23 protein-coding genes and 1 tRNA gene are annotated in these 24,016 nt (G+C 39.4%); 7 read left to right on the forward strand and 17 right to left on the reverse strand.

The window, feature by feature from the left end; genetic code table 11:
• Positions 1–409, forward strand: a 409-nt coding sequence (locus tag NEOC84_RS00195; RefSeq protein WP_166154163.1) for a transposase, incomplete at its 5' end; no start/stop codon positions are given.
• A 398-nt stretch (positions 410–807) separates the two neighbouring features.
• On the opposite strand, the gene cyoE is transcribed toward NEOC84_RS00195, so the two are convergent.
• The 6 genes from cyoE to NEOC84_RS00225 form a co-directional block, all read right to left on the reverse strand.
• Positions 808–1,659, reverse strand: coding sequence for a heme o synthase (gene cyoE / locus NEOC84_RS00200; RefSeq protein ID WP_166154165.1), 852 nt, complete (start codon positions 1,657–1,659; stop codon positions 808–810).
• A gap of 49 nt (positions 1,660–1,708) precedes the next feature.
• Positions 1,709–2,074 (reverse strand): cytochrome o ubiquinol oxidase subunit IV, encoded by a 366-nt coding sequence (gene cyoD, locus NEOC84_RS00205; RefSeq protein ID WP_166154167.1) that lies wholly within the window; start codon positions 2,072–2,074, stop codon positions 1,709–1,711.
• A gap of 1 nt (position 2,075) precedes the next feature.
• A complete protein-coding gene (gene cyoC / locus NEOC84_RS00210) occupies positions 2,076–2,684 on the reverse strand; it encodes a cytochrome o ubiquinol oxidase subunit III (RefSeq protein WP_166154169.1) in 609 nt (202 codons plus the stop codon).
• Between the two features lie 2 nt (positions 2,685–2,686).
• Positions 2,687–4,651 (reverse strand): cytochrome o ubiquinol oxidase subunit I, encoded by a 1,965-nt coding sequence (gene cyoB, locus NEOC84_RS00215; protein ID WP_166154171.1) that lies wholly within the window; start codon positions 4,649–4,651, stop codon positions 2,687–2,689.
• A 39-nt stretch (positions 4,652–4,690) separates the two neighbouring features.
• Complete coding sequence (gene cyoA / locus NEOC84_RS00220) at positions 4,691–5,587, reverse strand: ubiquinol oxidase subunit II (protein WP_166154173.1); 897 nt, start codon at positions 5,585–5,587, stop codon at positions 4,691–4,693.
• 450 nt (positions 5,588–6,037) lie between these two features.
• Positions 6,038–6,544, reverse strand: coding sequence for a DNA starvation/stationary phase protection protein (locus NEOC84_RS00225; RefSeq protein ID WP_166154175.1), 507 nt, complete (start codon positions 6,542–6,544; stop codon positions 6,038–6,040).
• Positions 6,545–6,906: 362 nt separating this feature from the next.
• Between NEOC84_RS00225 and pgm the strand changes: the two genes are divergently transcribed.
• From pgm to NEOC84_RS00245, 4 genes are all read left to right on the forward strand, one after another.
• A complete protein-coding gene (gene pgm, locus NEOC84_RS00230) occupies positions 6,907–8,571 on the forward strand; it encodes a phosphoglucomutase (alpha-D-glucose-1,6-bisphosphate-dependent) (protein ID WP_166154177.1) in 1,665 nt (554 codons plus the stop codon).
• Positions 8,572–9,115: 544 nt separating this feature from the next.
• Positions 9,116–9,364 (forward strand): DCC1-like thiol-disulfide oxidoreductase family protein, encoded by a 249-nt coding sequence (locus tag NEOC84_RS00235; RefSeq protein WP_166154179.1) that lies wholly within the window; start codon positions 9,116–9,118, stop codon positions 9,362–9,364.
• Between the two features lie 322 nt (positions 9,365–9,686).
• The gene (locus NEOC84_RS00240; protein ID WP_166154181.1) at positions 9,687–10,871 is read left to right on the forward strand and encodes an autotransporter outer membrane beta-barrel domain-containing protein; all 1,185 of its coding nucleotides are present in this window, start codon (positions 9,687–9,689) and stop codon (positions 10,869–10,871) included.
• Between the two features lie 438 nt (positions 10,872–11,309).
• Positions 11,310–11,525 carry a hypothetical protein gene (locus NEOC84_RS00245; RefSeq protein ID WP_166154183.1) on the forward strand — a complete coding sequence of 72 codons (216 nt, stop codon included), beginning with the start codon at positions 11,310–11,312 and terminating at the stop codon, positions 11,523–11,525.
• An 89-nt stretch (positions 11,526–11,614) separates the two neighbouring features.
• On the opposite strand, the gene dnaG is transcribed toward NEOC84_RS00245, so the two are convergent.
• The 11 genes from dnaG to NEOC84_RS00300 all read right to left on the reverse strand — a co-directional run bounded on the left by dnaG (position 11,615) and on the right by NEOC84_RS00300 (position 20,725).
• A complete protein-coding gene (dnaG, locus tag NEOC84_RS00250; protein ID WP_347566615.1) occupies positions 11,615–13,432 on the reverse strand; it encodes a DNA primase in 1,818 nt (605 codons plus the stop codon).
• Between the two features lie 400 nt (positions 13,433–13,832).
• Positions 13,833–15,125 (reverse strand): bifunctional ADP-heptose synthase, encoded by a 1,293-nt coding sequence (locus tag NEOC84_RS00255; protein ID WP_166154185.1) that lies wholly within the window; start codon positions 15,123–15,125, stop codon positions 13,833–13,835.
• Entirely contained in the window at positions 15,119–16,105 is a 987-nt protein-coding gene (gene rfaD, locus NEOC84_RS00260; RefSeq protein WP_166154187.1) for an ADP-glyceromanno-heptose 6-epimerase, read from the reverse strand. The genes NEOC84_RS00255 and rfaD overlap by 7 nt, the downstream gene beginning before the upstream one ends.
• Positions 16,106–16,332: 227 nt before the next feature.
• The gene (gene ispE / locus NEOC84_RS00265) at positions 16,333–17,178 is read right to left on the reverse strand and encodes a 4-(cytidine 5'-diphospho)-2-C-methyl-D-erythritol kinase (RefSeq protein ID WP_166154189.1); all 846 of its coding nucleotides are present in this window, start codon (positions 17,176–17,178) and stop codon (positions 16,333–16,335) included.
• 95 nt (positions 17,179–17,273) lie between these two features.
• On the reverse strand, positions 17,274–17,771 hold the full coding sequence (gene rplI / locus NEOC84_RS00270) for a 50S ribosomal protein L9 (protein ID WP_166154191.1): 498 nt from the start codon (positions 17,769–17,771) through the stop codon (positions 17,274–17,276).
• 18 nt (positions 17,772–17,789) lie between these two features.
• The gene (gene rpsR / locus NEOC84_RS00275) at positions 17,790–18,038 is read right to left on the reverse strand and encodes a 30S ribosomal protein S18 (protein ID WP_166154193.1); all 249 of its coding nucleotides are present in this window, start codon (positions 18,036–18,038) and stop codon (positions 17,790–17,792) included.
• Between the two features lie 21 nt (positions 18,039–18,059).
• Positions 18,060–18,407, reverse strand: coding sequence for a 30S ribosomal protein S6 (gene rpsF, locus NEOC84_RS00280; RefSeq protein ID WP_039385771.1), 348 nt, complete (start codon positions 18,405–18,407; stop codon positions 18,060–18,062).
• Between the two features lie 41 nt (positions 18,408–18,448).
• Entirely contained in the window at positions 18,449–19,021 is a 573-nt protein-coding gene (gene pth, locus NEOC84_RS00285; protein ID WP_166154195.1) for an aminoacyl-tRNA hydrolase, read from the reverse strand.
• Between the two features lie 36 nt (positions 19,022–19,057).
• Positions 19,058–19,621, reverse strand: a complete 564-nt coding sequence (locus NEOC84_RS00290) for a 50S ribosomal protein L25/general stress protein Ctc (protein WP_166154197.1) — start codon at positions 19,619–19,621, stop codon at positions 19,058–19,060.
• A 79-nt stretch (positions 19,622–19,700) separates the two neighbouring features.
• Entirely contained in the window at positions 19,701–20,627 is a 927-nt protein-coding gene (locus NEOC84_RS00295; RefSeq protein ID WP_166154199.1) for a ribose-phosphate pyrophosphokinase, read from the reverse strand.
• 26 nt (positions 20,628–20,653) lie between these two features.
• A tRNA-Gln gene (locus tag NEOC84_RS00300) sits at positions 20,654–20,725 on the reverse strand.
• 552 nt (positions 20,726–21,277) lie between these two features.
• Here NEOC84_RS00300 and glgA point away from each other — a divergent pair.
• Both glgA and pgsA read left to right on the forward strand, forming a co-directional pair.
• Positions 21,278–22,789, forward strand: coding sequence for a glycogen synthase GlgA (gene glgA / locus NEOC84_RS00305; protein WP_166154201.1), 1,512 nt, complete (start codon positions 21,278–21,280; stop codon positions 22,787–22,789).
• Between the two features lie 108 nt (positions 22,790–22,897).
• Entirely contained in the window at positions 22,898–23,500 is a 603-nt protein-coding gene (pgsA, locus tag NEOC84_RS00310) for a CDP-diacylglycerol--glycerol-3-phosphate 3-phosphatidyltransferase (protein WP_166154203.1), read from the forward strand.
• Positions 23,501–24,016 lie beyond the last annotated feature (516 nt).

The following is a 24,016-nucleotide window of genomic DNA, read 5'->3' on the forward strand; positions in this document are numbered from 1 at the left end:
AAAAAAATTGATCCTGCAAGGAGGTAAGTGGCAAAAGGTAAAACTTACCCTTCAATCGAAGAAATATAGTGAAGTAATGGCTATACGTGTTAAAGAAACGATCACCAAGGCATTTTATAGACCAGGGGTTGAAAGATGGTTAATCATGGAAAAGCTAGGAAACGATCAATATAAATACTATGTTTCCAATGCCTCAAAAGATACTCCCCTCTCATGTATGGTAGAATGGATTCATGAGAGATGGAAAATCGAGCAAGGCTATCAGCAGATGAAAGAGGAGCTAGGATTAGATCACTTTGAGGGGCGGTCATGGCTAGGACTCCATCATCATTTGACGTTATGTTTTATGGCTTATAGCTTCTTAACCTTACTGAAATACCAGGCAAAAGATAAAAAAAAATCTCAATGACTCTGCCTCAAGTCAGAAGATTAATTAACAGCTTATTTTGCATTACTATTTGCCCTTTTTGCCAAGCTATTCATGACTCATCCAAAAGGCTATTTTTTGATACCTCTTAAACCTAACGAAGTAGTACTATTTACACCTTTAAAAAAGCAAGGAGATAAACCTAAAATCGCGAAGGTAAATTTTTTTTGGCTATTTCTTTGATTTAGCATTAATGGATTCTTTTATAGTTTTTAGGCTTGAATCTTAAAATAAATTCTTAGTTACTGTTAATACTGTCTATCTATTCTTGCTATTTGCTAGCGAAAAATGCTGTGGAAATGATTATCTTGATTCTTAAACTCTTTTACAAGATAGCCAAGCAGAGCCATCAGGTTGATTAGCCAACCACCTGATTCTTTTTAAACCCTATCGATAGCCATCATGAAACATTCGACCATAATGACTACAATTGAAAATAAAAACATTTGGCGGGCCCATCGTTTGTCATTATCACTTTTAAAACCTTTTAAACATAATACATACCACATTAACCCCATCAGGACAGCCACGGTTAAATAGGCATAGCCGGTATACCCCATGAACGTTAACATGACAGTCGCCCCGATAAAAGCTATGATATATAACCACATTTGTATTTTGGTCGTGTGTATACCTTTTTCAAGCGGTAAAACTGGGATGGAGGCGGCAGCATAATCCTCTAGGCGATAGAGAGTAATTGCAAAGAAATGGGGCATTTGCCATAGGACCATAATGGTAAATAGGAGGAAAGCACCTAAGTCTAATTGATTGCTGACCGCGCAATAACCCACCACGGGAGGGACACCTCCTGCTAGACTTCCTATCACCGTGCCATAAGAAGATCTATATTTCGATAGGCCATATACGACTACATAGAATAAAAAACCTGTTAGAGCAATCATGGCTGTCAAAAAATTAACATATAAAGCTAACATGCCCATTCCTAACAAACCAAGAAAAGTACCAAATAGGAGCGCGTTTTGTTCAGAGACTAGCCCCTTAACAAGCGCTCGATTTTTAGTCCTTGCCATTTTCTTATCTATCTCTCGATCCATATAGTTGTTAAATACGCATGCCGAGGCAATCACTAAAGATAGACCTATAAGAGTCAAGCAAAACAACCAGAAGTTAAAAGGTCCTTTTGAAGCAAGCATAAAGCCGCCAAAAGTTGTTACCGCATTACCTGCTATGATGCCAGGTTTAGTCAACATGTAATAAGTTTTAATGGTCATCGTCTTAAATAGCCTTATGATTTAATCCTGGAGGTTATAGCCATATTTTCTATTCGCTGGGGTGAAACATCGCTTGCATAGACATCAATCTTTCATCTAAATCATTCATAATCCATAGCGAGCCGACTACTAAAATGGCAATCACCGCTATCATAAAAGTTAAAGCCACTAGATTCCAGTGGGGCTTGGCCTCTTCCTTAAGGTGAAGAAAAAATAAAAGCTGAATTAAAGCTTGCATGCCCCCTAAGCTAACCAGGACAAGAACTAAAATTTTACCGGTGAATAAATGCTCCTGGACAGCTATATAGGCAGCTAAAGTCAATACGATGGATAAAACAAAGCCTATTCCATAGGATTTAAAGCTTCCATGCCTAGAAGCTTGCGTAGTTTTTATAGGATAAAGATTATCTTTCATGTTACTGCGCTCCCATTAAGTAGACAAAGGTGAAGATAAAAATCCATATAATATCTAAAAAATGCCAAAACATGCTAAAGCAAGCTAATCGCCTAAGCGTATTTGCGCTCAAACCCCGCGACAAAATTTGCATTCCCAGGACTACTATCCATAGTAAGCCTGCTAGAATATGCAAGCCATGGGTACTAACCAAGGTGAAATAGGCTGAAAGGAAAGCACTTTTTTGCCAGCTATGTCCCTCCTGGATAAGATAGTTAAATTCCATTATTTCCAGGATCAAAAAGGATAGCCCTAATAAAAATGTTAAGCTTAAATAGCTTAACACCTTATTTTTTTCTTGGCGGTGAGCCGCTAACATAACCAATCCGCTGGTAAAGCTGCTGGTTAATAAGATAAGAGTTTCTATCAAAGCAAAGGTAGGGCTAAACAATTGACCAGCAGAAGGTCCACCATATGTACTATTGTGCAGCACGGCATAGGTAGCAAAAAAGGTGGCAAACAAAATGCAGTCGGTCATTAAGTAGATCCAAAAGCCAAAGAGCGTTTTAGCAGAGGTGGCTTGAGAAGAATCCGCATGATTGATGGATGAAAGCGTCGTTAAATCTGTCATAGCTATCCCCTACTCCTGGCATGTGCTAGCTCTATTTTTTCTACCTCTGCAGCTGATAGGTAGTAGTCGGTATTATCATCTAAGAGACGTATAAGGGTGCCTATTATAGTGCCTAGCAAGCTCAAGAGAGCAAGCCACCAAATATGCCAAATAACTGCAAAGCCAAAGAGGAGGCTAAAGCTAGCCACATAGATACCCATTGCAGAGTTTTTAGGCAGATGAATATCTTGATAACAAGGCTTCTTTGCATCCAGCACATGCGCCTGTTTTTTAGCCCAATAAGGATCGCGTTCGTTCACTTCAGGGATCATAGCAAAATTATAAAGGGGGGGAGGAGAGGAAGTGGACCATTCCAGTGTTCTTCCATTCCAGGGATCGTTACCTACCCTATTTTGTTTACGCTGGATCACACCTACCATAAGTTGTAAAAATTGGAGAAAAGCACCACCGATAATGATGCAAACGCCTACCCCGGCAATCACAAATAAAGGATGCCAGCCGGTGGCCTCCTCATAATGATTTAAACGGCGGGTGGCCCCCATTAAGCCAATGAGATAGAGCGGCATGAAGGCCAAGAAAAAACCTATAATCCAACACCAAAAAGCATACCTCCCCAACTTTTCATGCAATTTGAACCCTAAAAATTTAGGAAGCCAATAAGCAAGGCCAGCAAAAAAAGCAAATAAGACGCCCCCAATGACCATGGAATGAAAATGGGCTACCAAAAATAAGCTATTATGCACTTGGAAATCAGCGGCGGGCACAGACATTAACACACCTGTCATGCCTCCACTCGTAAAAATGACTACGAAACCTAAAAACCAAAGCATAGGCCGTGAAAATTGAATACGTCCTCTACACATAGTAAATAGCCAGTTGAAGATTTTCACGCCCGTGGGAATGGCAACAAGCATGGTCATAATGCCAAAGAAGGCGTTAACATTGGCGCCTGCTCCCATCGTAAAAAAATGATGCAGCCACACGATAAAAGATAGAAAAGTAATGGAAGCTAGCGCCCATACCATGGAGGTATAACCAAATAAGCGCTTATGTGAAAAAGTTGCCACAACTTCTGAGAAAATTCCAAAACCTGGTAACATGAGAATATAAACTTCGGGGTGCCCCCAGGCCCAGATGAGGTTGATATACATCATAGGATTGCCTCCAAAATCTGCCGTGAAAAAATGGGTTCCTACGGTACGATCTAAGCTCAACATGCCAAGGGTAGCTGTTAAAATTGGGAAAGCAAAAATGACTAAAACCATGCTATTTAAAGCACTCCAGGTAAATAAAGGCATTTTCATCAGCGTCATGCCAGGGCAACGCATCTTTAAAATAGTCACTAAGAAATTAATTCCCGAGAGCAAGCTGCCCATACCAGCAATCTGTATACTCCATATCCAGTAATCTACGCCTACATCAGGGCTGTACTGTAGACTTGAAAGTGGTGGATAAGCTAACCATCCTGTCGCAGAGAAATTTCCTATAACAAGGGAAAGATTGACCAAAAATGCACCTGCTGCGAACAGCCAAAAGCTCAAGGAATTCATAAAAGGAAAAGCCACATCCCGAGCGCCTATCTGTAAAGGCACGATTAAGTTCAACAAGCCGAACACGGCTCCCATGCTCACAAAGAAAATCATGGTGGTACCATGAGCAGAGAATACTTGCTGGAAATGGGAAGGGGTCAAAAAGCCCTGCGATTCCCCTACTGCGAGTATCTGCTGAGCCCGTAACATCAAAGCATCTACCACGCCTTTGAAGAGCATTAAAAGAGAAACAATGATATACATCATGCCAATTTTTTTATGGTCCAGTGAGGTTAACCATTCATTCCAAAGCCATTTCCACCGACGGAAATAAAATAAGAGAGCCACAATCATTAAGCCAGCTATAGCCATGCCTATACCCGCACCACTTTCAATGGGGTCGTGCTTGAAAGCTTCAAGGTTTAATTTTCCAAACATGTCATTTCCCTATATGGATTAAGATCAAATACTTACTAATTATTCTAAAGAGGCATCGCTTTTGCTTGGATTTGAGCCCATGGGCATCATGTAGCTCATAAGGATCCAATCAAACAAATTTTCTTTTTGCAAAATATAGGTCTCTGCGGAGGAATTCTGAGTGGGTAGGATTAATTTTTTATACTCGTTTAAGCTAAGTTGCTTAGGTGATTGCTTTGCTTTTTCTACCCATTGCTCGAAATCTTCGGATGAAGTGGCCTTAGCCGTAAATTTCATGCCAGCAAAGCCTTCTCCACTAAAGTTTGCAGAAGAGCCTCTAAAGCTGCCTAGCTCATGCGCTATAAGATGTAGCTTTGCTTTCATGCCGGGCATCGCATACACTTGCCCGCCCAGTTGCGGGATCCAAAATGCATTCATAGGAGCGTCAGCAGTGACTTCGAAATTAAGGGGTGTGTCTTTGGGAAACTGAAGAAAGTTTACCGTAGCAATTTTCTGCTCAGGATAGATAAATAGCCATTTCCACTGTAGAGCTACAGCTTGTATAGTCAGAGGCTTAGCGCTTGCCTGTAGCGGCTTGAAAGGATCTAATTCAAAACTACTTTTCCAAGTGATAACCGAAAGGACCAGAACAATTACAAAAGGAATTGCCCACCAGATAAACTCAACAAAATGGCTGTGATCCCAATCGGGTGTATATTTTGCTTTGGAGTTGCTGGCTCTATAGCGGCAAGCAATAACAATCATCAAGATAAATACTGGAATAACCACAATCAACATCAGAAGAGTAGCTTGAATGATTAAGTCCAGTTCTCTTTGAGCGATCGCTCCTTTGGGATTGAGCACAGCGATATCGCTAGTATGCACAAACCATCCTACTACGAGGAAGATGGCAAGAAGAGAAACAATAAAAAAGGCTGATTTGTAGATTTTGTTCATCTTTTTCAATTCCTAAAAAGATAATAGACACCCGCTACTTTGCTGGTGCCCCTATCTATTTATTCAAATTTTTCTTTATCCTTTTATCTGAGACGAGCCACTTTGTCTAGATAAATGAAAGAATGAACAATAAATCTTTTATTTCCGAATTCAAATCAACTTTTTTTTGATGGTTAGCTATGAATAGATTAAGGAAATTTAGGCAGATGAAACATTTCTATCCTCTTTAAGTCTTGCTCATTGTTTTTCTACCTTAAGTTACAAGCTTATCCTTGTAATTTTCAAAAGGCTTTTCCTTACTTTCTAGAGTTTTTTTGCGCAAAAAAATCAACCAGCTTTAAATTCTTCTTTAAGAAGAAAGTACACAAAGCCAAGAAATAAAGCTTTTTTAAAGATCCAAGTCAAGCTCCCCCAAGTTTACGGTATCTTAAGCCCTGATCAGCAAAGGATTTAGCTCTGTTGCGTTTCGAAAAGAAACCAGGCTCGCCGCTCGGCCTCGTCGATATAAACTTCAAGAATGCTGGTCGTAGCCACATCTTGGTACTCTTGACAAACTTTATGGGCAGCAAGCATGCGAGCAGCCAAGTTTCTATTTTCCTCTTCTAAACGCTTAAGCATCTGGATAGCTTCAACGGATGGCTCGTCATCATCTTGCACATTTTGCAATTGACTAATCTGTTTGATAGAATGAATGGTAAGAGCTCCAAGCTTACGCACCCTTTCTGCAAGCACATCGATCATCGTAAAGATCTGCTCGGCTTGCTCATCCATCAAGAGATGATAATCGCGAAAGTGAGGGCCAAACATATGCCAATGATAGCTTTTTGTTTTTACATATAGAGCAAAAGCATCCGCAATTAAGGGATTGAGAACTTGAGAAATTTTATGACTTGCTTCTGTTTGGAGATGAGTGGATACTGCCAGGGTGGAGGGGGCAGGGTTGTATGTATTTTTCATGTAGGCTCCTCTAGTAAGCTTTCTGTATTCTTCAACTTAACGCAAAAAAATTTTGTAAAATCTTTATCTTTTTAACAGATAGGGTTGCTTTTTATCCTGGACACACTTTATCTACATCTTGACATTTTTGCAAGGTTACCTATAAATTTTATATACATAAAATATTTTAAAAGCCATATTAAGCTTCAAAGCTGGCACCCATAAGTCGCTTGGAGAATCCTTTAAACGAAAAAGGTTAAAAAGCTAATAAACTATTTTATTGGTGCGAGTTAAAATTAAAAGCCTTTCTGCAGTAAGGAATTTTGCAAGGTCTAATACAATTTTAAGCTAACATGCTATCATACAATATGAAGAGGAAATCAATGAGAGTCAGCCCACTAGCCGGAAAAATCAGTCCTTCTGATAAGCTTGTAAATATACCCCAACTTATCACAGCTTATTACGCTGAAAAGCCCGATCCCCTAGACACCGCTCAACAGGTAGCTTTTGGAACATCGGGCCACCGTGGGTCTGCATTACAAAAAAGCTTCAATGAACATCATATCCTGGCTATTAGCCAAGCGATTTGCCAGTATCGCAAGCAGCAAGGGATTGATGGTCCTTTATTTCTGGGTATGGATACGCATGCGCTTTCTAAGCCAGCTTTAATGAGTGCTCTAGAGGTATTAGCAGCCAATGGAATAGAAATTTTGCTAGCTGAAGGAGAAGAGTATACACCTACGCCCGTTATCTCCCATGCTATAGTGTCTTATAACCGCCATCGCACCAAAAATTTAGCCGATGGTATCGTCATTACCCCTTCCCATAACCCCCCCAGTCAAGGTGGCATCAAATATAATCCGCCTAGCGGAGGACCTGCTGACCTTCATATTACCCAATGGATTGAAACAAAAGCCAACGAGCTAATGCGCAATGAGCTAAGAGGCCTTAAGAGAATTTCTTATGAAAAAGCTTTAAGCTTGTCTACCACTAAACGCTATAACTATCTTGAAGCCTATGTTGGCGATCTTAAAAATGTAATCAATATGGAGATTATTCAAAAATCCCAGATAAAATTGGGAGTAGATCCACTAGGTGGAGCGGGAATTCATTATTGGGAGCCTATAGCAGAACGTTACAAGCTAAACCTTACCCTAGTTAACAAGACGATTGATCCAACCTTCCAATTTATGACTCTAGACTGGGACGGTCAAATTCGTATGGATCCCTCTTCAGCCTATGCTATGCAAGGGCTAATCAATTTAAAAAACCGCTTCGATGTCGCTTTTGCCTGCGATACAGATCACGATAGACATGGCATTGTCACTAAAAGTTCAGGCTTACTTCCCCCTAATCATTATCTCGCTGCCGCCATCTTTTATCTTTTTCAACATCGGCCTTTATGGAATCCCGGGGCAGCAATAGGCAAAACGCTCGTCAGCAGCCAAATGATTGATCGTGTGGCCACTCAATTAAATCGAAAAATTTATGAGGTACCAGTAGGGTTTAAATGGTTTGTCGATGGGCTTCTTAATGAATCTTTAAGTTTTTGTGGCGAAGAAAGTGCTGGCGCCTCTTTTGCTCGTTTAGAGGGTAAAACCTGGACGACGGACAAAGATGGGATTATCCTATCCTTATTAGCTGCTGAAATGACGGCCAAGCAAGGTAAAGACCCAGGTGAAATTTATCAGGATTTAACCCGCGAATTTGGAAATCCTGCTTATGATAGAGTAGAAGCATCCGCCAGTCTTAAGCAAAGACAGATATTAAAAAACTTTTCTGCCTTGCAGATAGAAGCAAAGGAAATAGCAGGCGAAGCTATCCAGGGTATCTTTACTCATGCAGCAGGAAACAGTGCTGCCATAGGAGGGGTAAAGGTCGTTACCGAAAATGGATGGTTTGCTGCTCGCCCTTCAGGGACAGAAGACATTTACAAGATTTATGGAGAAAGCTTTCGAGGTCAAGAGCATCTAGAGCAAATATTAGATGAAGCCCAATCGATTGTGGGAAAAGCATTTGAAGAGGCTTATTTGCTCAAAACTCCCTAAGAATAAAGGCCAGTAGGAAGGCCTCTATGAATATGGCTAGCTGCTTAGATGGATAGGATTGATTAAAAAGTTTTTCCTATTTTTTGCAATTTTCTATCCAGAGAGCAGCAACTTTAACTTTTTTCATGAAAAAAAGCGTAAAAAAGCTACTCTGATTAGCCTATTGAATACAAGCTAGGCTTCAAAGCATTCCTTTTAGCCTATTGAATACAAGCTAGGCTTCAAAGCATTCCTTAAAGAAAGGCTCAAAGATCAGGACTTTTAAGAGAGAGTTATAGATATGATAAAAAACACTCTTTTCTTAAGCTTCACTTTATCGTGAGCATGTTTAGGATTTTAACCCTCCCAGCGAGCTTGCCGCTTGCTAGCGCGTTGATTACTCAGCAGGTGCTTGCATGCCAGATCACTGGAAATACGATTGATATTTTTACTTGATAATTTTTTGCTTATGAAACACATTTATTAATATTAAAAATTATATCTAGATAACTAGCTCTTAGAGCTTTGTTTTGCCTTTCTTAAACGATGGATGAAAAAAAACAGCATGGACAAACATTTAATTTTTTATGATGGCACCTGTGCCCTCTGCAGCCATGTTGTATATTTTCTTATAAAACATGATACCAAGCAACTATTTCTCTTTGCACCTTTACAAGGCTTAACGGCAGGAAAACTACTAGGAACTCTGCCTAGAAAGGTTCATACAGCCAATTCTTTAATTCTTCTTAAAAATTATGCTTCCTCCCAAAAAGAAGTTTATTTATGGGGGCAAGCTGCCTTGCAAGTTTTATAGCTATTAGGCGGAAGATGGAAGCTTATTGGCTGGATTTCCTTTCTTCCTTCTTTTTTATATAATTGGATGTATCGATTAATCGCTCAAAATCGTCAACGTTTTTTCTTGCAAAATAGCTGCTTGCTCTCAAAAGAACAGGATAAAAATCGTTTTCTCCCCTAAATTATTTATTAAGAAAATAACCTCCAAAACAAGCTTAGAGCTAAGAAAGCAAATAAAGCAAATCAGCCTCATCCCCCTCTTTATCAATTTTTTCTTGAGATAAATTTAAAAAAAACCTATCAGTGAGTTTTTCCATTATCAACCAGCATAGGACATGCGTATGAAAAATAATTTAAAAGCCCTTTTAACAATTTGCTTGAGTAGTTGTACTTTAATTTGCCCTTTGGGCAATTTGATGAGTGCCTCATTTTCTGCCTCTACCTATAATGAGAGACACATCGCTCAGCAATGGAGCTCTACTAATATAGGATCTGCCGATGAAGCGCTGGTAATTAATAACCTCTCTAATCTTTCTTCTAAGGAGCAAAGAGAAGCTCTCAATGATTTGTCTGGCGAGCAATATGCTAATTTAATGCAGCCTAATCAAACAGCTTCCCAAACATTTATTCGTAGGATGTACCAACCTATCATCAATGATAGCTTAGGCTTACAATGTGGAGAAAACTGTGATGAATATAGATTGTGGGGAGCTGTAGGCGGAGGCCAGAGCCGTCTACGTAACTCTCATGGAGCTAAAGGTTATAGAATGGATGATTTCAATATTACCTTTGGTGCCCAAAAGCCATTAAATTTTAATTTCTTAAACTCGTGGCTAACGGTTGGTATTGCCGGTTCTTATGAAAAAGACCATATTCATTTTAAGCAAAACGGGCATGGCAAGGGTAATAATTGGCAAGGAGCTATTTACTACATGTGGAATAATCCCCACTTCTATTCTTTTTCTGGAACAATTCTTGGTGCCGACTGCGTAAGAGTCAAACGTTCTATTGATGTGGGTAACCTTACGAGAAAAGCTAGAGGAAAAGCTAGAGTCAGCGAATGGACATCTTTTACAGAACTTGGCCTAAATTTAGGTTACGAGAACTTCTATGTTCAGCCTTTTGCACGACTAGAACATGCTTCTTACCGTCGCCATGCTCTTAGCGAACATGGAGCTCAATCACTCAACTTACATGTGCGTGGCAAAAACATCAGTGCTTCTGTGGGTTATTTAGGAACACACTTAAGCACTAATCTTCCTTGGTGGGAGCTTCATTTAAATGCCGATGCTGCCTGGAAATATCGCTTTAACTTGTTACAAGAACGTTTCCAAGCCCACTTTAAAAACTTAGGCTCGCAATTTAGAATTAAAGGCGTTCACCAAAAAACTAGCGGTTTTGAAGGTTCCGTTAATATTGCTAAAACCTTTTATAACTGCTGGCAAGGATATGTTGAGTTTTCTGGCGAAGTGTGGGATCGTTTTTCTGCCTGGAACCTTGCTGGAGGCGTAACAGTTACCTGGTAATAGGTAATCATGGATGATAGATAATAGGTAGCTAAAATCCAAGAGATCTAAGGGCCATTTCCTTAGATCTCTTGTTTTTTAGGAAACAAAAAATTTTCTAAACCAACCATTTAAGATTTATTCCAAGCTTAAGTTACCTTTTTACACTTAGCTATCCTTTAACCCATATTCTGCAGGTTATAACGATTTCAAGATATTATTTTTTTAGTAATATGAATAGAATTTAAATTAAAGAATTAATTTTTTTAACGACTTAGCAATCAAGGGATTAAATTCAAAGAGAGGAACGGCGGCCTCCAGCTTTTTTTAGAAAAAACTATTCATGTTCCTCTATAAGCAAAGAAAGCGAAAACATAAAAGATGAAAAAATATTGTAGCAAGGACTTTAATCCCTTAGGATTGTTTCTACACTATGCAATAAAATTGAGATAAGGGAATATGATAAATTACTTAATCCATCATAATCCCCAAGCTATTATGACTACAGGAGGATTAGCTAACTATTTGATGAGTAGGAGCTTATATTTTGACTCAACCCTCACTTCAGAAATTATAGGCCAATGGAAATTAACCTGCGGAATGTGGGCTTTAACTCGCATTAAAATATTTATGGAAACTTTATTAACCAAATGGGTTGTAGCGAGGAAGAGGTAGAAGAATGCATACAGCAAGCTCTATTAAGACAGGTTTAATTTTTTTAAAGCTTTTATCCTACTCTATGTTTTTTCAGAAAAAGAGATTCCTTATAGAGAAACATTAACTTTAGGAAGGCTTTTCCTAAGCGTATTATATTCTTTGACTAATTCCAAAACTTCATCATCCGTACATTGACCACTCTGAATTTTCATTTTAACAAGCTCGCAAGTACCCATCCAATTTCGCGTTAGAATCTTTTGCAGAGTTTCCACAAAATTAGCTTCAGCTTTCTCCTTATTAATTTTCTTTTCAAGTAGATCAGAAATGATCAATTGGCTTTCTAAATCATCTATTTTTAAAATAAGAGAAATGACATCAATAAATTCATTCTTTTGGCATGCATCCAACAAGGCTAAATACATTTTTTGACAGATAGGCACGCGAAAATCTGAGGGCTTTAGATTTTCTTGGGCAAGTTTTAAAAGACGAGCACGCTCCTCTGGCATCATAAGCAGCCAACGCAGCAAGTCCATTTCTAGAATACGATCCGGATCAATAGTCTGTAATCCAATATTTGCTGCTTTTTTAATATACAAATTAGGCGTATGAATTTGTTCAAGTAAGAGTGTATTTTCAGGAACTTGCATCAAATGAGCTAACTTACGTAAGCTTTCTTGCACTAATACAGGTTGATCCCATTGGCGGATTTGCTTAGCAATTCTCTCGATGCACTGATGCTTAGCAGCAGGTGAACGCAAATCATACTGCTGGGAGTAATGCTTAACAAGAAAATCTAAATAATCAGAACTTGTTTCCAGTAGCTTCAAAAAAGCTTCAGGTCCTTTTTCTCGTAGAAAAACATCGGGATCTAATCCTTTAGGCATCTGAGCCATTCGGACTTCTACCCCTTCGCGCTGGAAAAGATCTCCGATTTTTACACTCGCCTCTTGTCCTGCACTATCTCCATCCAATGCTAAATAAACTAAATTTATGCCTAGCATCAATAGTTCTTTGGCATGTCCCTCTCCAAAAGCAGTACCTTGTCCTGCAACTGTAAAGTTAAAGCCTTCTTGGATAAGGCGCAATGCATCAATTTGGCCTTCTACAATAATTACTCGCCCTTCTTTAGCAAGGCGTCTACGGCAATAATTTAATCCAAAAAGAACGCGAGATTTTTTAAAAAGAGTAGTTTCAGGGGTATTAATATATTTACCCCCAAAAGTTTGCTCTTTATACTTTCGAGCAGAAAATCCAATCACTGCTCCTGCCGCATCGCGAATAGGAAAAGTAATTCTATCCGAAAAAAAATCACGCCAGCGGCCCTCCTTACCTTCTGCTATCAGTCCAACCGTGCGTAAAATTTCATCTTTGATATACTTTGCATGCATAACTTGGCGAAAATGGCCCGGAACTTTAGGAGCTAACCCAATCTGAAAATGTCTAATAAAATCAAGATCCAGTCCCCTTTTATATAAGTAATGTAACACTTCATGCCCTTCCTGAGTATGAAGAAGATAGAAATGGTAAAAACGGCAAGCCTGCTCAAGAGCTTCTTTTAAGAGAGTCTTACTAGGGCCTTTATTAGAGTCGGCCTCTTCCATAACTTCTAAAGGCACATGAAAACGCTCAGCTAAACTTTCAACGGCCTCAGAAAAACTCATTTTAAGATGCGCCATCAAAAACTGTATGGCGTCGCCATGCGCTCCACAGCCAAAGCAATGATAATGGGTGTCTCCCCGCTGAATCATAAAGGAGGGGTTTTTTTCATCGTGGAAGGGGCATAGCCCTTTATAGGCGGCCCCAGCCCGCTTAAGATCGAGATGGGCATTCAAAACATCGACAAGGTCTATTCTTTGACGGAGATTTTCAAGGCTTTCTTTAGTGAAGAGTGGCATGGATAATATATGAAGAACAAGGGTTAGCACCAATTTTACTCAATAAATTTTTCTCTAGCAAGCAAATAAGAAATGAGAGAATTAGCAAATAGATTTTGTTTCTTAATTATGAGGGATAGTAAAAAACTACGTTAAGGGGATTAGCTTAATGAATATAGAATTTACTAAAATCTTCCTTTTCACAAAGTGGAGCACCTTTGTTATTCATGATGGAATGCAGGTCAATGGCTAAATTTATTTAATTTATGCTAAATTTGGAGCCTAGGCAGAGCAAAAGCCCTTAAATGGTCAATGTTCTAATGCTCTTTATTTGTTAACTTAAGATTCTACCTATCTCTATACTGTTTTACAATAGGCTTTAAAATGCCAGGCAGATGGTAAGAAAGATGCCCTAGCTGTAAAACAGAGTAAGATTTAACCCCTTGTCTGTTTAGCCTACATATACATTCTCAATCAGATGAAGTTCTTGTGGCTTAAGCAGTTGGCAGAAGTTATTTAAGCTGCTCGTGGCTAAAATAATAAACTCTACTTCTTGTAAAGAAGCTAAGATATTGATAAAGTCCTCTGAAGGCTTTTCATCACGAATATAGACAAGCAACTTTAGATGATCTTGATGAGCAATCTTCCTAATCGCCTGGAAGATAGTAGGAGTTAAGCCCTCCGCTCCAGACACATTGATGATAGTGATTTTTTGTCCCTTTAGAGCTTGCTGTAATGCAAAGATATGCTCTTCATCGAACACCTTGTTTTCTCCATCATATTTTAGCAGACGGCTAGCTAGCTGCTTGAGTGTCACGCGCGCACAGCCTAAATGCTCAATAGCAATTCCAGCTGCTACGTTCGCTAATTGAGCGGCTTCCGCTAAGGTAAGCTTGTTGGCAATTGCATAGGCCAACATAGCTAAAACGGTATCACCTGCACCCGTCACATCTTTGACTTCATGTACGCGCACAGGGAAATCTTGACGCTCTCCTTTTCTCTCAAAAATAGAAATTCCTGCCTCAGAGCGAGTGATGAGGAGCACCTCTGCTTCTATTTGATGGAGAAGCTTCTCAGCAACTGTTTCAAGAGGAGTGGCTAAGGATAAATTTGCAGCAGCATAAGCTTCTGTTAGATTCGGCTTAATAATGGTCGTGCCGATATACTTAGCAAAATCCCTTCCTTTAGGGTCGGTGATCACTGGGATACTCAGCTGCTTAGCATATTCAATGATAGCGGTGAGTAAAGTGTTAGTTAAAAATCCTTTTCCGTAATCCGATAAGGCCACCACCTGAACCCCTTGAAAAAGAACTGGCAGATGATCAATGATTTGTTGCTCAAGCTGCTCTTCCAAATTCATGAATTTTTCATGGTCTACGCGCACCACTTGCTGATTTTCAGCAATGATACGATTTTTAACAGGGGTAAAGTAGCTCGATTGCGTAATAATCCCTTTGACATCGATTTTCTCGTGGGAGAGTAGCTCTTTTAAAGCTTGCCCATAAACATCATTACCGACCCGGCCAATAGCTACTACCTCCGCCCCTAAAGATATCAGGTTGAGCATGACATTTCCTGCTCCCCCTGGACGGTTTTCCTCGTGCTGTACATGGATAATAGCTACAGGAGCTTCAGGAGAAATACGCAGGGCCTTTCCTATCGTATAAGTATCTAACATGAGATCACCAGCTACCAGGACTTTACACACCCCTAGCCTGCTAAAAGGACCTGTCAACCTTACCATGTTTTCCCGGGAATTAAGTAGTTACAGATGTAATCTTCCACAGCAGCCTCTAAAGGTAGGGAAGCGGCCTGCTCTTGAAGAGCTTGGCGGGTTTTTGTCATATCAGCACATGTATAATTCTGGTATTTACCTACCAGCTCCTCAGGCATATTTACATATTCTATCTTAACAGGCTTATGGATAGCCTTAAAAACAGAAGCAGCTAATTCATTCCAAGTACTAGCATTTCCTGAACCGATATTATAAATTCCATTGACTTTGTTAAAAAGAAAAGCGCAAGTCATGCGAGCCACATCTTTAATATAGACAAAATCGCGTTTTTGTCCCCCATCAGGATATTTACTGGGCTCAGAAGATTTGAAAAGCCGCACGACATTTTCATGTCGGGCCGCAGGCAACAGGCGCACAATGGCTGAAGCCATCTGACCTTTGTGATTTTCATTGGGTCCAAAAACATTAAAATACTTTAAACCTACCACCTTATTCAAGACTTTCTGATTTTTTAACCATAAGTCAAAAAGATGCTTAGAATAGCCATACATATTAAGCGGTTGCAGGCTCTCTAATAGATTTTCATTATCTAAAAATCCTTGTGTGCCATCCCCGTAAGTTGCAGCCGAAGAAGCATAGATAAAGCGTTGGCCATGGGTTAACGCATATTCAGCTAGCTTAACACTATAGCGGTAGTTATTTTCCAAAAGATAGCTGGCATCCCTTTCTAAAGTGCTACTGCAGGCTCCTAAATGAATAAAAGCTTTAATGGCATCTTCGCGCCCTACCATCCATGTTAACAACTGACTTTTATCCAAAATGTCTATAAAACATTTGCCCACTAGATTTTTCCATTTCTCAGAAACGCCTAGATCATCGACGAGAATCAAATTAGAGATTCCTCGATCATTTAAATGCCGTACTACGCCCGAGCCAATAAAGCCAGCGCCTCCGGTGATGATAATGTACTGATCGCTAAATGCTTTCATAGGAAATCTTATTTAAAGGATTAAAAATTTTTACCCAGATGATTCTCTCTGTCCAAGCTAAATTTGCTCCTTCCCCACCTCTTGAGTAGGCCATTATTTATGGATAGAATTTAATTGTTTTCTTAAAATTCAAATAGGCAAATATTAGCAAAGCTAGGAACAGATTAAAAAACCTTCACTCACTTAATTAAAGCCTCAATAGCCTTACATTCTATCAATAGCTCAATTTAATCGCGCGCAGAATCAAAAGGGTACCATCTGTCTGCAGGACGGTTGATGAAAGTTGCAGGATAAAAGGTAACTTGAGGAATGATGGGAGGAGCAACACGGCCCAAACAATAAAAAGCTGTCCCACTGCCAGTCATTGAGACGGTCTCATATCCACTTCGTAGCAGCTCTTCTTTAACTGTTTTTAAATAAGGGTTTAGTTCAAAAGCAGGTCCTTCTAAATCGTTAAAATAAAAAGGCTGATTAGAAAAAAAGCTTTGTAGCACTACTTCTGGGTCATAGGAAGATATTTTAGTCACATCGAGTTGCTTAAATACCAGAGGAGTAGATAATCCTTCGTAAGGTTTGGCTATCCACAAGCGCTGAAGAGGTAAGGGATTTAAGAAACGAAGTACTTCACCTCTTCCTGTGCAGTAAGCTGTTCCTTGAGATAGAAAAAAAGGAACATCGGATCCTATTTCACTCGACCATTCTATTAGCTGCTCTAGAGGAACAGGAAAGCCATGCAATTGATTGAGAGCCCATAGTGTGGTTGCGGCATTGCTACTGCCACCTCCTAGCCCTGATTGCATGGGAATATTCTTTTCTAAAACGACCTTTAAACCAAAATTTAAGCCCGTTTTCTTCCTAAAAAGATGTGTAGCTGCTGTAATTAAATTGGAAGAATCTTTAGAAAGGCTAGGATGTTCACACATGAGCACATCTTGGCTTCCTAGGGCAAAATGAAGGGTATCATGAAGATTAATCGTTTGAATAAGGGAAGCAAGATTATAGTATCCATCTGAGCGATGATTTAGAACCTTTAAAAAAAGATTAATTTTAGCAGGCGCTAAAAGAGTAAGCATAGGAGTAATGTTTTAAGGCTTATTGCTATTTTAAAATAGATATTTAATAGAGCAAAAAGTCTCTTGTAAAAACAGTTTACAAGAGACCTTAAATTTTACTTAGACTTTGTAACGCTTTCTTCCTTAGGAAGAGCAGCTTTACCTTCAGGTTCAATGGTTAAACTAAAAGAAGCTTGAACACCTTCTTTAAGCTTTACGCTAATTTTATGCACGCCGGTTACCTTAATAGCATGCTTGAGTTGAAGGCTACGTTTGTCCAAAGTGATTGACATCTGCTGTTCCAAAAGCTCAGCAATATCTCCAGTACTTACAGAACCATACATATGTCCTTCATGATCTACCTTAACGATTGTAGTAATATTCTGACCTTCCAGCTTAGTGGCAAGCTCATCAGATTCTTGGCGATCAAGAGTCGCTTTTTTCTGACGTTCTTCTTGCAGACGAGCTTGCATGCGCAAAGCCTTCTTATCTGCAACAACTGCCATTCCTTGCGGCAGTAAGAAATTACGTGCGTAGCCTGGTTTAACCCCAACAATATCTCCACTACGCCCCAGCGCTTCGATGTCCTTGAGCAACAGCAATTTATTTGCCATATTTAGTTCTCCTCAATTTTAAACTTCTGCCACAAAAGGCAATAGGGCCATGTGACGTGCTCTTTTAATCGCGTTTGTCAGATGTTTCTGATAATATGCAGAAACGCCTGTAATGCGCCTTGGCAGTATTTTACCTCTTTCGGTAATAAAGCGAGAGAGAGTATTAATATCTTTATAGTCGATATGTTTAATACCAGCAGCTATAAATGGACAACGCTTACGTTTCTTCGAACGGAAATCGCCTGGCTCAGAGAACCTTTGACCCATATTTCTCATAATCTGTGCTCCTTATGCGCTTTCTTCCAATAAAGGTTTAAATTCAATTTTTTCCATAACTTTATCCGCTTGGAGTGTGATAAAGCGGACGAGGTCTTCGTTAAGATGATATTCCTGCCAAAGCTCAGAAATAGCGGCGGGAATTACTTCAAAATAAATCACGAAATAGTGCCCTTCACGATGTCCATCAATTTCATAGGCCAGCCGGCGGCGACCCTGATCGTGAATTTTTAAAATCGACCCTTCACGCTCTGTAATTCCTTTTTGAATTCTATCGAGCGCTTTATGACGAGCATCATCACTTAAGGTAGCGCTGATGATATACATTCCTTCGTAAAGGTTCTTAGGTTTTTGACTCATTGTTTTCTCCTGACCAGTATAAATTTAGGTCTTCCAAGCCTCTATTGAGGCTGTTTATTAACTGTTTTCATCACCTCAGTGATGCTTTCATTCATTAGCTGCTTAAGTACATCAACAGCTTGCTTGATATAAGTGGGAAGAACTTTTTGCTCTTCAGGGGTGAAATTATCCAGCACATAGTCAGCTAGGCTACCGCTTCCATGGTCTCCTATCCCCATCCTTAACCTAGTATACCTTTGCGTACCTAGATAGGCTTCTATGCTTTTTAAGCCATTGTGTCCACCAGCTCCCCCTTCTGTCCTTAGGCGCATGTGCCCATATGGTAATGCCACATCATCCACAATGACAACAAGGTTATCTGGTACTAACTTCACATAATCCATGTATCGACGCACTGCTTGACCACTTCCATTCATATAAGTGGTGGGCATCAATAGATGTATTGTCGTTTCGTTCCAAGCAGTTTTAGCTATCCAACCCTGCAACTGAGGCTTTTCTTTAAAGGGCACTCCCAGGTTTAAAGCCCACTCTTGTAAAACCATAAATCCAATGTTGTGCCTTGTTAGCTCATATTTTTTACCTGGATTCCCTAGTCCTACAAAGAGGCGATGCATGCTGAATGACTTACTATCCTTGTCTATTAAGAGTGATTAACGTTTAACTATAGCTACTGCCACTTCGTTAAGATCAGCCAAAGGTCTAATGCTTTCAGGGATATTCAAATCGACCAAGCGACGAGTTTCTCGCTGATTCATATTCTTTATATCTAAAACAAAAGCGGAAGGTATATCTTTGGGCAAGCAGCGTACTTTTAAGTAGCGAATGACTTGACGTAAGACGCCCCCTAATTTAATGCCTACGCAATCTACTACCCCTGTGCATTCAATAGGCACTTTTACATTGACTTGTACATCGTCTACCAATTCTTCAAAATCCAGATGAAGCACATCATATCTGGTTACATGATATTGGATCTCTTTGAGCAATGCGCGTCGTTCTTGGCCGTTTTCATCTACCAAGGTAAAAATATTTGTTGATAGCCGTCCTGGTTGAACTTGTCGACCGAGAGCATTAAACTCGCTGATGTTCAGCGCTATATTGTCTGCTTGTTCATTTCCACGCTTATAAATAATAGCAGGAACTTGACCTGCACGGCGAAGTTGCTTGGAGCTACTCTTCTTTCCTGCAGTTCTTTTAGTAACGTTTAGCTTCATGTAGCCTCCGATAGAATAAGAGTATTAAATTCAAAAGCATACTCTTTTTAAATATTGATTAAATTTTATGGATGTCTTCTTAAGTAGCGAGATTTAGTATAGCTCGAGCAAAGAGAGGCGCTGCAGAGGCAACATGCACATTTTTTGTGGTTTTTTCTGCAAGACCCTGGAAGGGGACAGTATTTGTCGTTATCAGTGCTTCAATACAACTTTGGTTGATAAGCGGTAGAGCTTCCCCTACAAACAAACCATGCGTCATAGACGCCCAAATTCTTTTAGCACCCTTCTCTCGGCACGCTTTCGCAGCTGATGTTAATGTTTCTCCTGTGGAGCACATATCATCAGCGAGAAGTACATCTTTTCCTTTAACATCACCTATCACTTGTAAAGCTTCCACTTCACCAGCTTTAAGTCTTTGTTTATTAACAACAGCAAACCCAACATTTAGATGATTAGCATAATCACGCCCTAATTTGATGCTACCCACATCGGGTGTTACAACAACTAACTTATCAGTCTCAAATTTTCTGAAAGCTTTTACTAAAAGAGGCATGCACTGGAGGTTGATTACAGGGATATCAAAAAACCCCTGCACTTGGCCTGCATGCAAATCTGCAGCAATTATGCAAGCAACACCCGCTTTTTGCAAAAGATCGGCGACAAGCTTAGCAGTAATAGGCACCTGCGGCTTATCCTGACGATCTTGCCGGCAATACCCATAATAAGGAATAACGGCTGTGATGCGGCGTGCTGAAGCTCTTTTCAGCGCGTCTACCATAATCAAGAGCTCCATTAAATACTCATTGGGCGCAAAAGCTAATGACTGGATGACATACACATCTTTATTGCTAACATCCTCCAAAACTTCCAGAAAAATTTCCTGGTCAGGAAAACGTTGAATGCTAATCTTACCTAGCTTAACTTTTAAGTCTTTTGCTACTTCCTTGGATAGTTCAGGATGAGAAGTACCAGCAAAGACTACAAAGTTAGGAGCTGTGGGTATCATTTAACCTATTTATCTACTTACTAGATTTGGGGTGGAAGGATTCGAACCTCCGCATGGCGGTACCAAAAACCGCTGCCTTACCGCTTGGCGACACCCCAGTGCAATTACTGTTTAACGCGATAATCAAGTTTGATATGCTACAGGAATGGAAGATTTTTGGCAAATACCTTTTAGTTTTTTTATTTATTTTCTAGCTTCAAAGCCCTCTAACAGGTTCTCTTAAATTTTTATTTGCCGGTTTCAAAGTTTAAGTAGAGCTCTATAAGCTACCTTACCCTTACGTCACATGCATGAGCAAGCATGATTATTCTCTTTCCTCTCCTTGAAAAAGCCTCCTCCAAGCCTTATTTAATCCATAAAAACGCCTAAGCTTTTTTTATTTATTTTCATTTGCCTAGCTTTTGTGCGATTGAGGGTTTACCACTCCTTAGTCAAAAAAACTATAGTAGAATCTGCAAAAAAATTTCCCTATTCTTCGTCTTCGTTCCAAAACTTCAAAACGTGAAAAAAATGTTATAGAGTAATCCTTTAATGATCAGATACAAAGGCTACATCAAAAGCTTTCAAGAGATTTTCTGTATTTTTTTTAGGCTTGTCCCTATGATGAGGAAAAAAATTTTAACTAGATAAAACGAGCCTCTTACACATTTATGCATATTATCAATATTGCCTCTGAACTAGCTCCTATTGCCAAAGTTGGCGGGTTAGGAGATGTCTTACTAGGCTTAAGCAGAGAACTTTCATGGAAGGGACATGATATTGACCTTATCATTCCCAAATATGATTGCATGGATACAGAAAGCATCCGCGATTTTGCTATCTATAATGATTCTCTTCTCTCTTTCTATAAAGGAACTTGGCATCGCAATACCATCTGGAAGGGATGGGTAGAAAATCTTAAAGTCTATTTCATTGAGCCTCATCATCCCGCCCATTTCTTTCACCGCGGTTGTTTTTATGGCTGCGAAGATGATATGGAACGCTATCTTTATTTTTCACGAGCAGCTTTAGAGTTTATAGAAAAGGAAAGGCTATCTCCTCATATCATTCACTTACATGATTGGCAAACAGCTGTAATTGCCCCTCTCTATCATGAACTTTATCGACTTCAGGGCGCTAAAGAGGCTAAAATCGTTTTTACTATCCACAATATCGAATATCAAGGACATTGTTCGCGTAGTAATCTTGATAATATAGGATTAAAGGGTTCGCATTATCTTCTCCCAGACATAATGCAAGATGCTCAATATAAAGAGGCTATCAACCTAGTAAAAGGAGCGATCATTTATGCAGATCATATCACCACCGTCTCACCTAATTATGCAAAAGAAGTACTAACACCTCTAGGAGGGCGCGGTTTAGATAAAACATTATCTAAATATCAAAGCAAATTTAAAGGTATTCTGAATGGGATTGATTATTCCTACTGGAATCCGGAGATCGATCGTTATCTTCCTACACATTATTCCTCTCGAGAAGCACCGGCAAGCAAAAAAGATCGCCATACGCTAGATAAAAAAGCTTACATAAAAAATTTCTTAAGAGAACGCTTATTTTTAGCCGAAGAACATCGTCCGATTGTAGGCTGTATTGCGCGTTTGGTTCCTCAAAAAGGCATCGAGCTTATTAAACACGCTCTTCATTATACTTTAGAAAAAAAAGGGCAATTTTTGTTACTAGGATCTAGCCCTATCGAGGGCATTAACGCCGAATTTCAACAGCTTAATCGCCATTTTCATGAGCACCCTCACGTACGCCTAATTTTACATCACAGCGAAGAACTGGCGCATCTGATCTATGCCGCTTCAGATATGTTTATTGTACCTTCTTTATTTGAACCCTGTGGCTTAACGCAGATGATTGCCCTTAAATACGGGGCTATCCCTATTGTGCGTAAGACTGGAGGGTTAGCAGATACGATTTGGGATGTAGATTATTCTGGAAAAACTATTGAAAAAACAAATGGATATGTTTTCGAATACCCTGATGCTAAAGGAATTGAGTCAGCTTTAGATAGAGCTTTTGAATGTTGGTTTCATCATCCCGACCGCTGGCGCCAACTTATGATTCGTGCAATGAACACAGATTTCAGCTGGAATAGTCCTTCTGATGAATATTTAAACATCTATCAGAGCATCCTAACCACTGAAAAAAGAAGCTAAAAAACCCCCTTTATAAAGGGAAATTTACAAGTTGATCTTTTTTTAGAGAAAATAAATCTAAAGTTTTGTAAAAGTTAAGCTAAAATCCTTTAAATTGTAGGTCACTTCTTGAGTATAGCTAATTACTTTACCTTTATTCGCATTTTTATCAGCCCCATTTTTCTTTTAGTCTATCTTCACCATGATTATTTAGAAATTAATCCATCTGTTTTACCCTATGTTTTACTTTTTTTGCTGGGCGTTAGTGAATTATCAGATGCCTTTGATGGCTATTTGGCGCGCAAATATAACCAAGTAACCGATTTTGGAAAAATACTAGATCCTATGGCTGATAGCATTGCGCGTCTCTCTTACTTTTTAACATTTACCGCAGAGCCTGTCAGATTGCCCTTAGCTTTAATTTTTATCTTTGTCTATCGTGATTCTGTAGTTAGCACACTTCGAACCATTTGTGCACTTAAAGGGTTTGCTTTAGCAGCGCGTACCAGCGGGAAAATTAAAGCATGCATTCAAGCGATGGCTGCTTTAATTGTATTAATCCTTATGATTCCTCATTCCTTAGGCTATTTATCCAGCCCTGATCTACAATACATATGTACATGGGTGGTAGGTATAGCAGGAATTTATACTGCTTATTCTGGAGTAGACTATGTGTATGCCAATAGACAATACATTGCCAAGCTATTGTCATTGCACCCGGCTAAACCCTAAGCGCTCATTAATTCTTAGAAGATTACCCATCTGCTAGCCGTTCATACGTAAACCTAAGAGGACTATTAATGATCTTCAAGTGCTAGCGTTCCTCCCCGCTTTAATCATAAAGATCTTCAGAAAAAGAGAGTTTTTCCCACATTTTCTCCTTGTGATTAAAGGTCTAAATCATGACACCGACTAAAAAGGGTGAAAGATAGAAGGGTATCGCCAATCAATGAAACAAAATACTAGCCTTAAGAGGTTGCTCAACAAAATTGTCCATTCTTCAAGAAATCATACTTTTGCCTCTCTATTAATGTAAGCAATCACTGGATAGGCTTAGGGTTTAAAGGTGATTTTACGAGTATCTGCAAAGGCAAAAATGCTTGCAAATACCTATCTTTTCTAATTACCGCACTTTCTGATTTACATTATCTTTTTTAACATCATGATCTTAAATAGTCCCTCCCTGCGACTGCCTACTTTTTCCCCTCTATCTTAATCCTCCCCATTCGATTCGGTTTCTTTAGCCTC

It is taken from the genome of Neochlamydia sp. AcF84 (genome assembly GCF_011087585.1).
Lineage (GTDB): Bacteria > Chlamydiota > Chlamydiia > Chlamydiales > Parachlamydiaceae > Neochlamydia.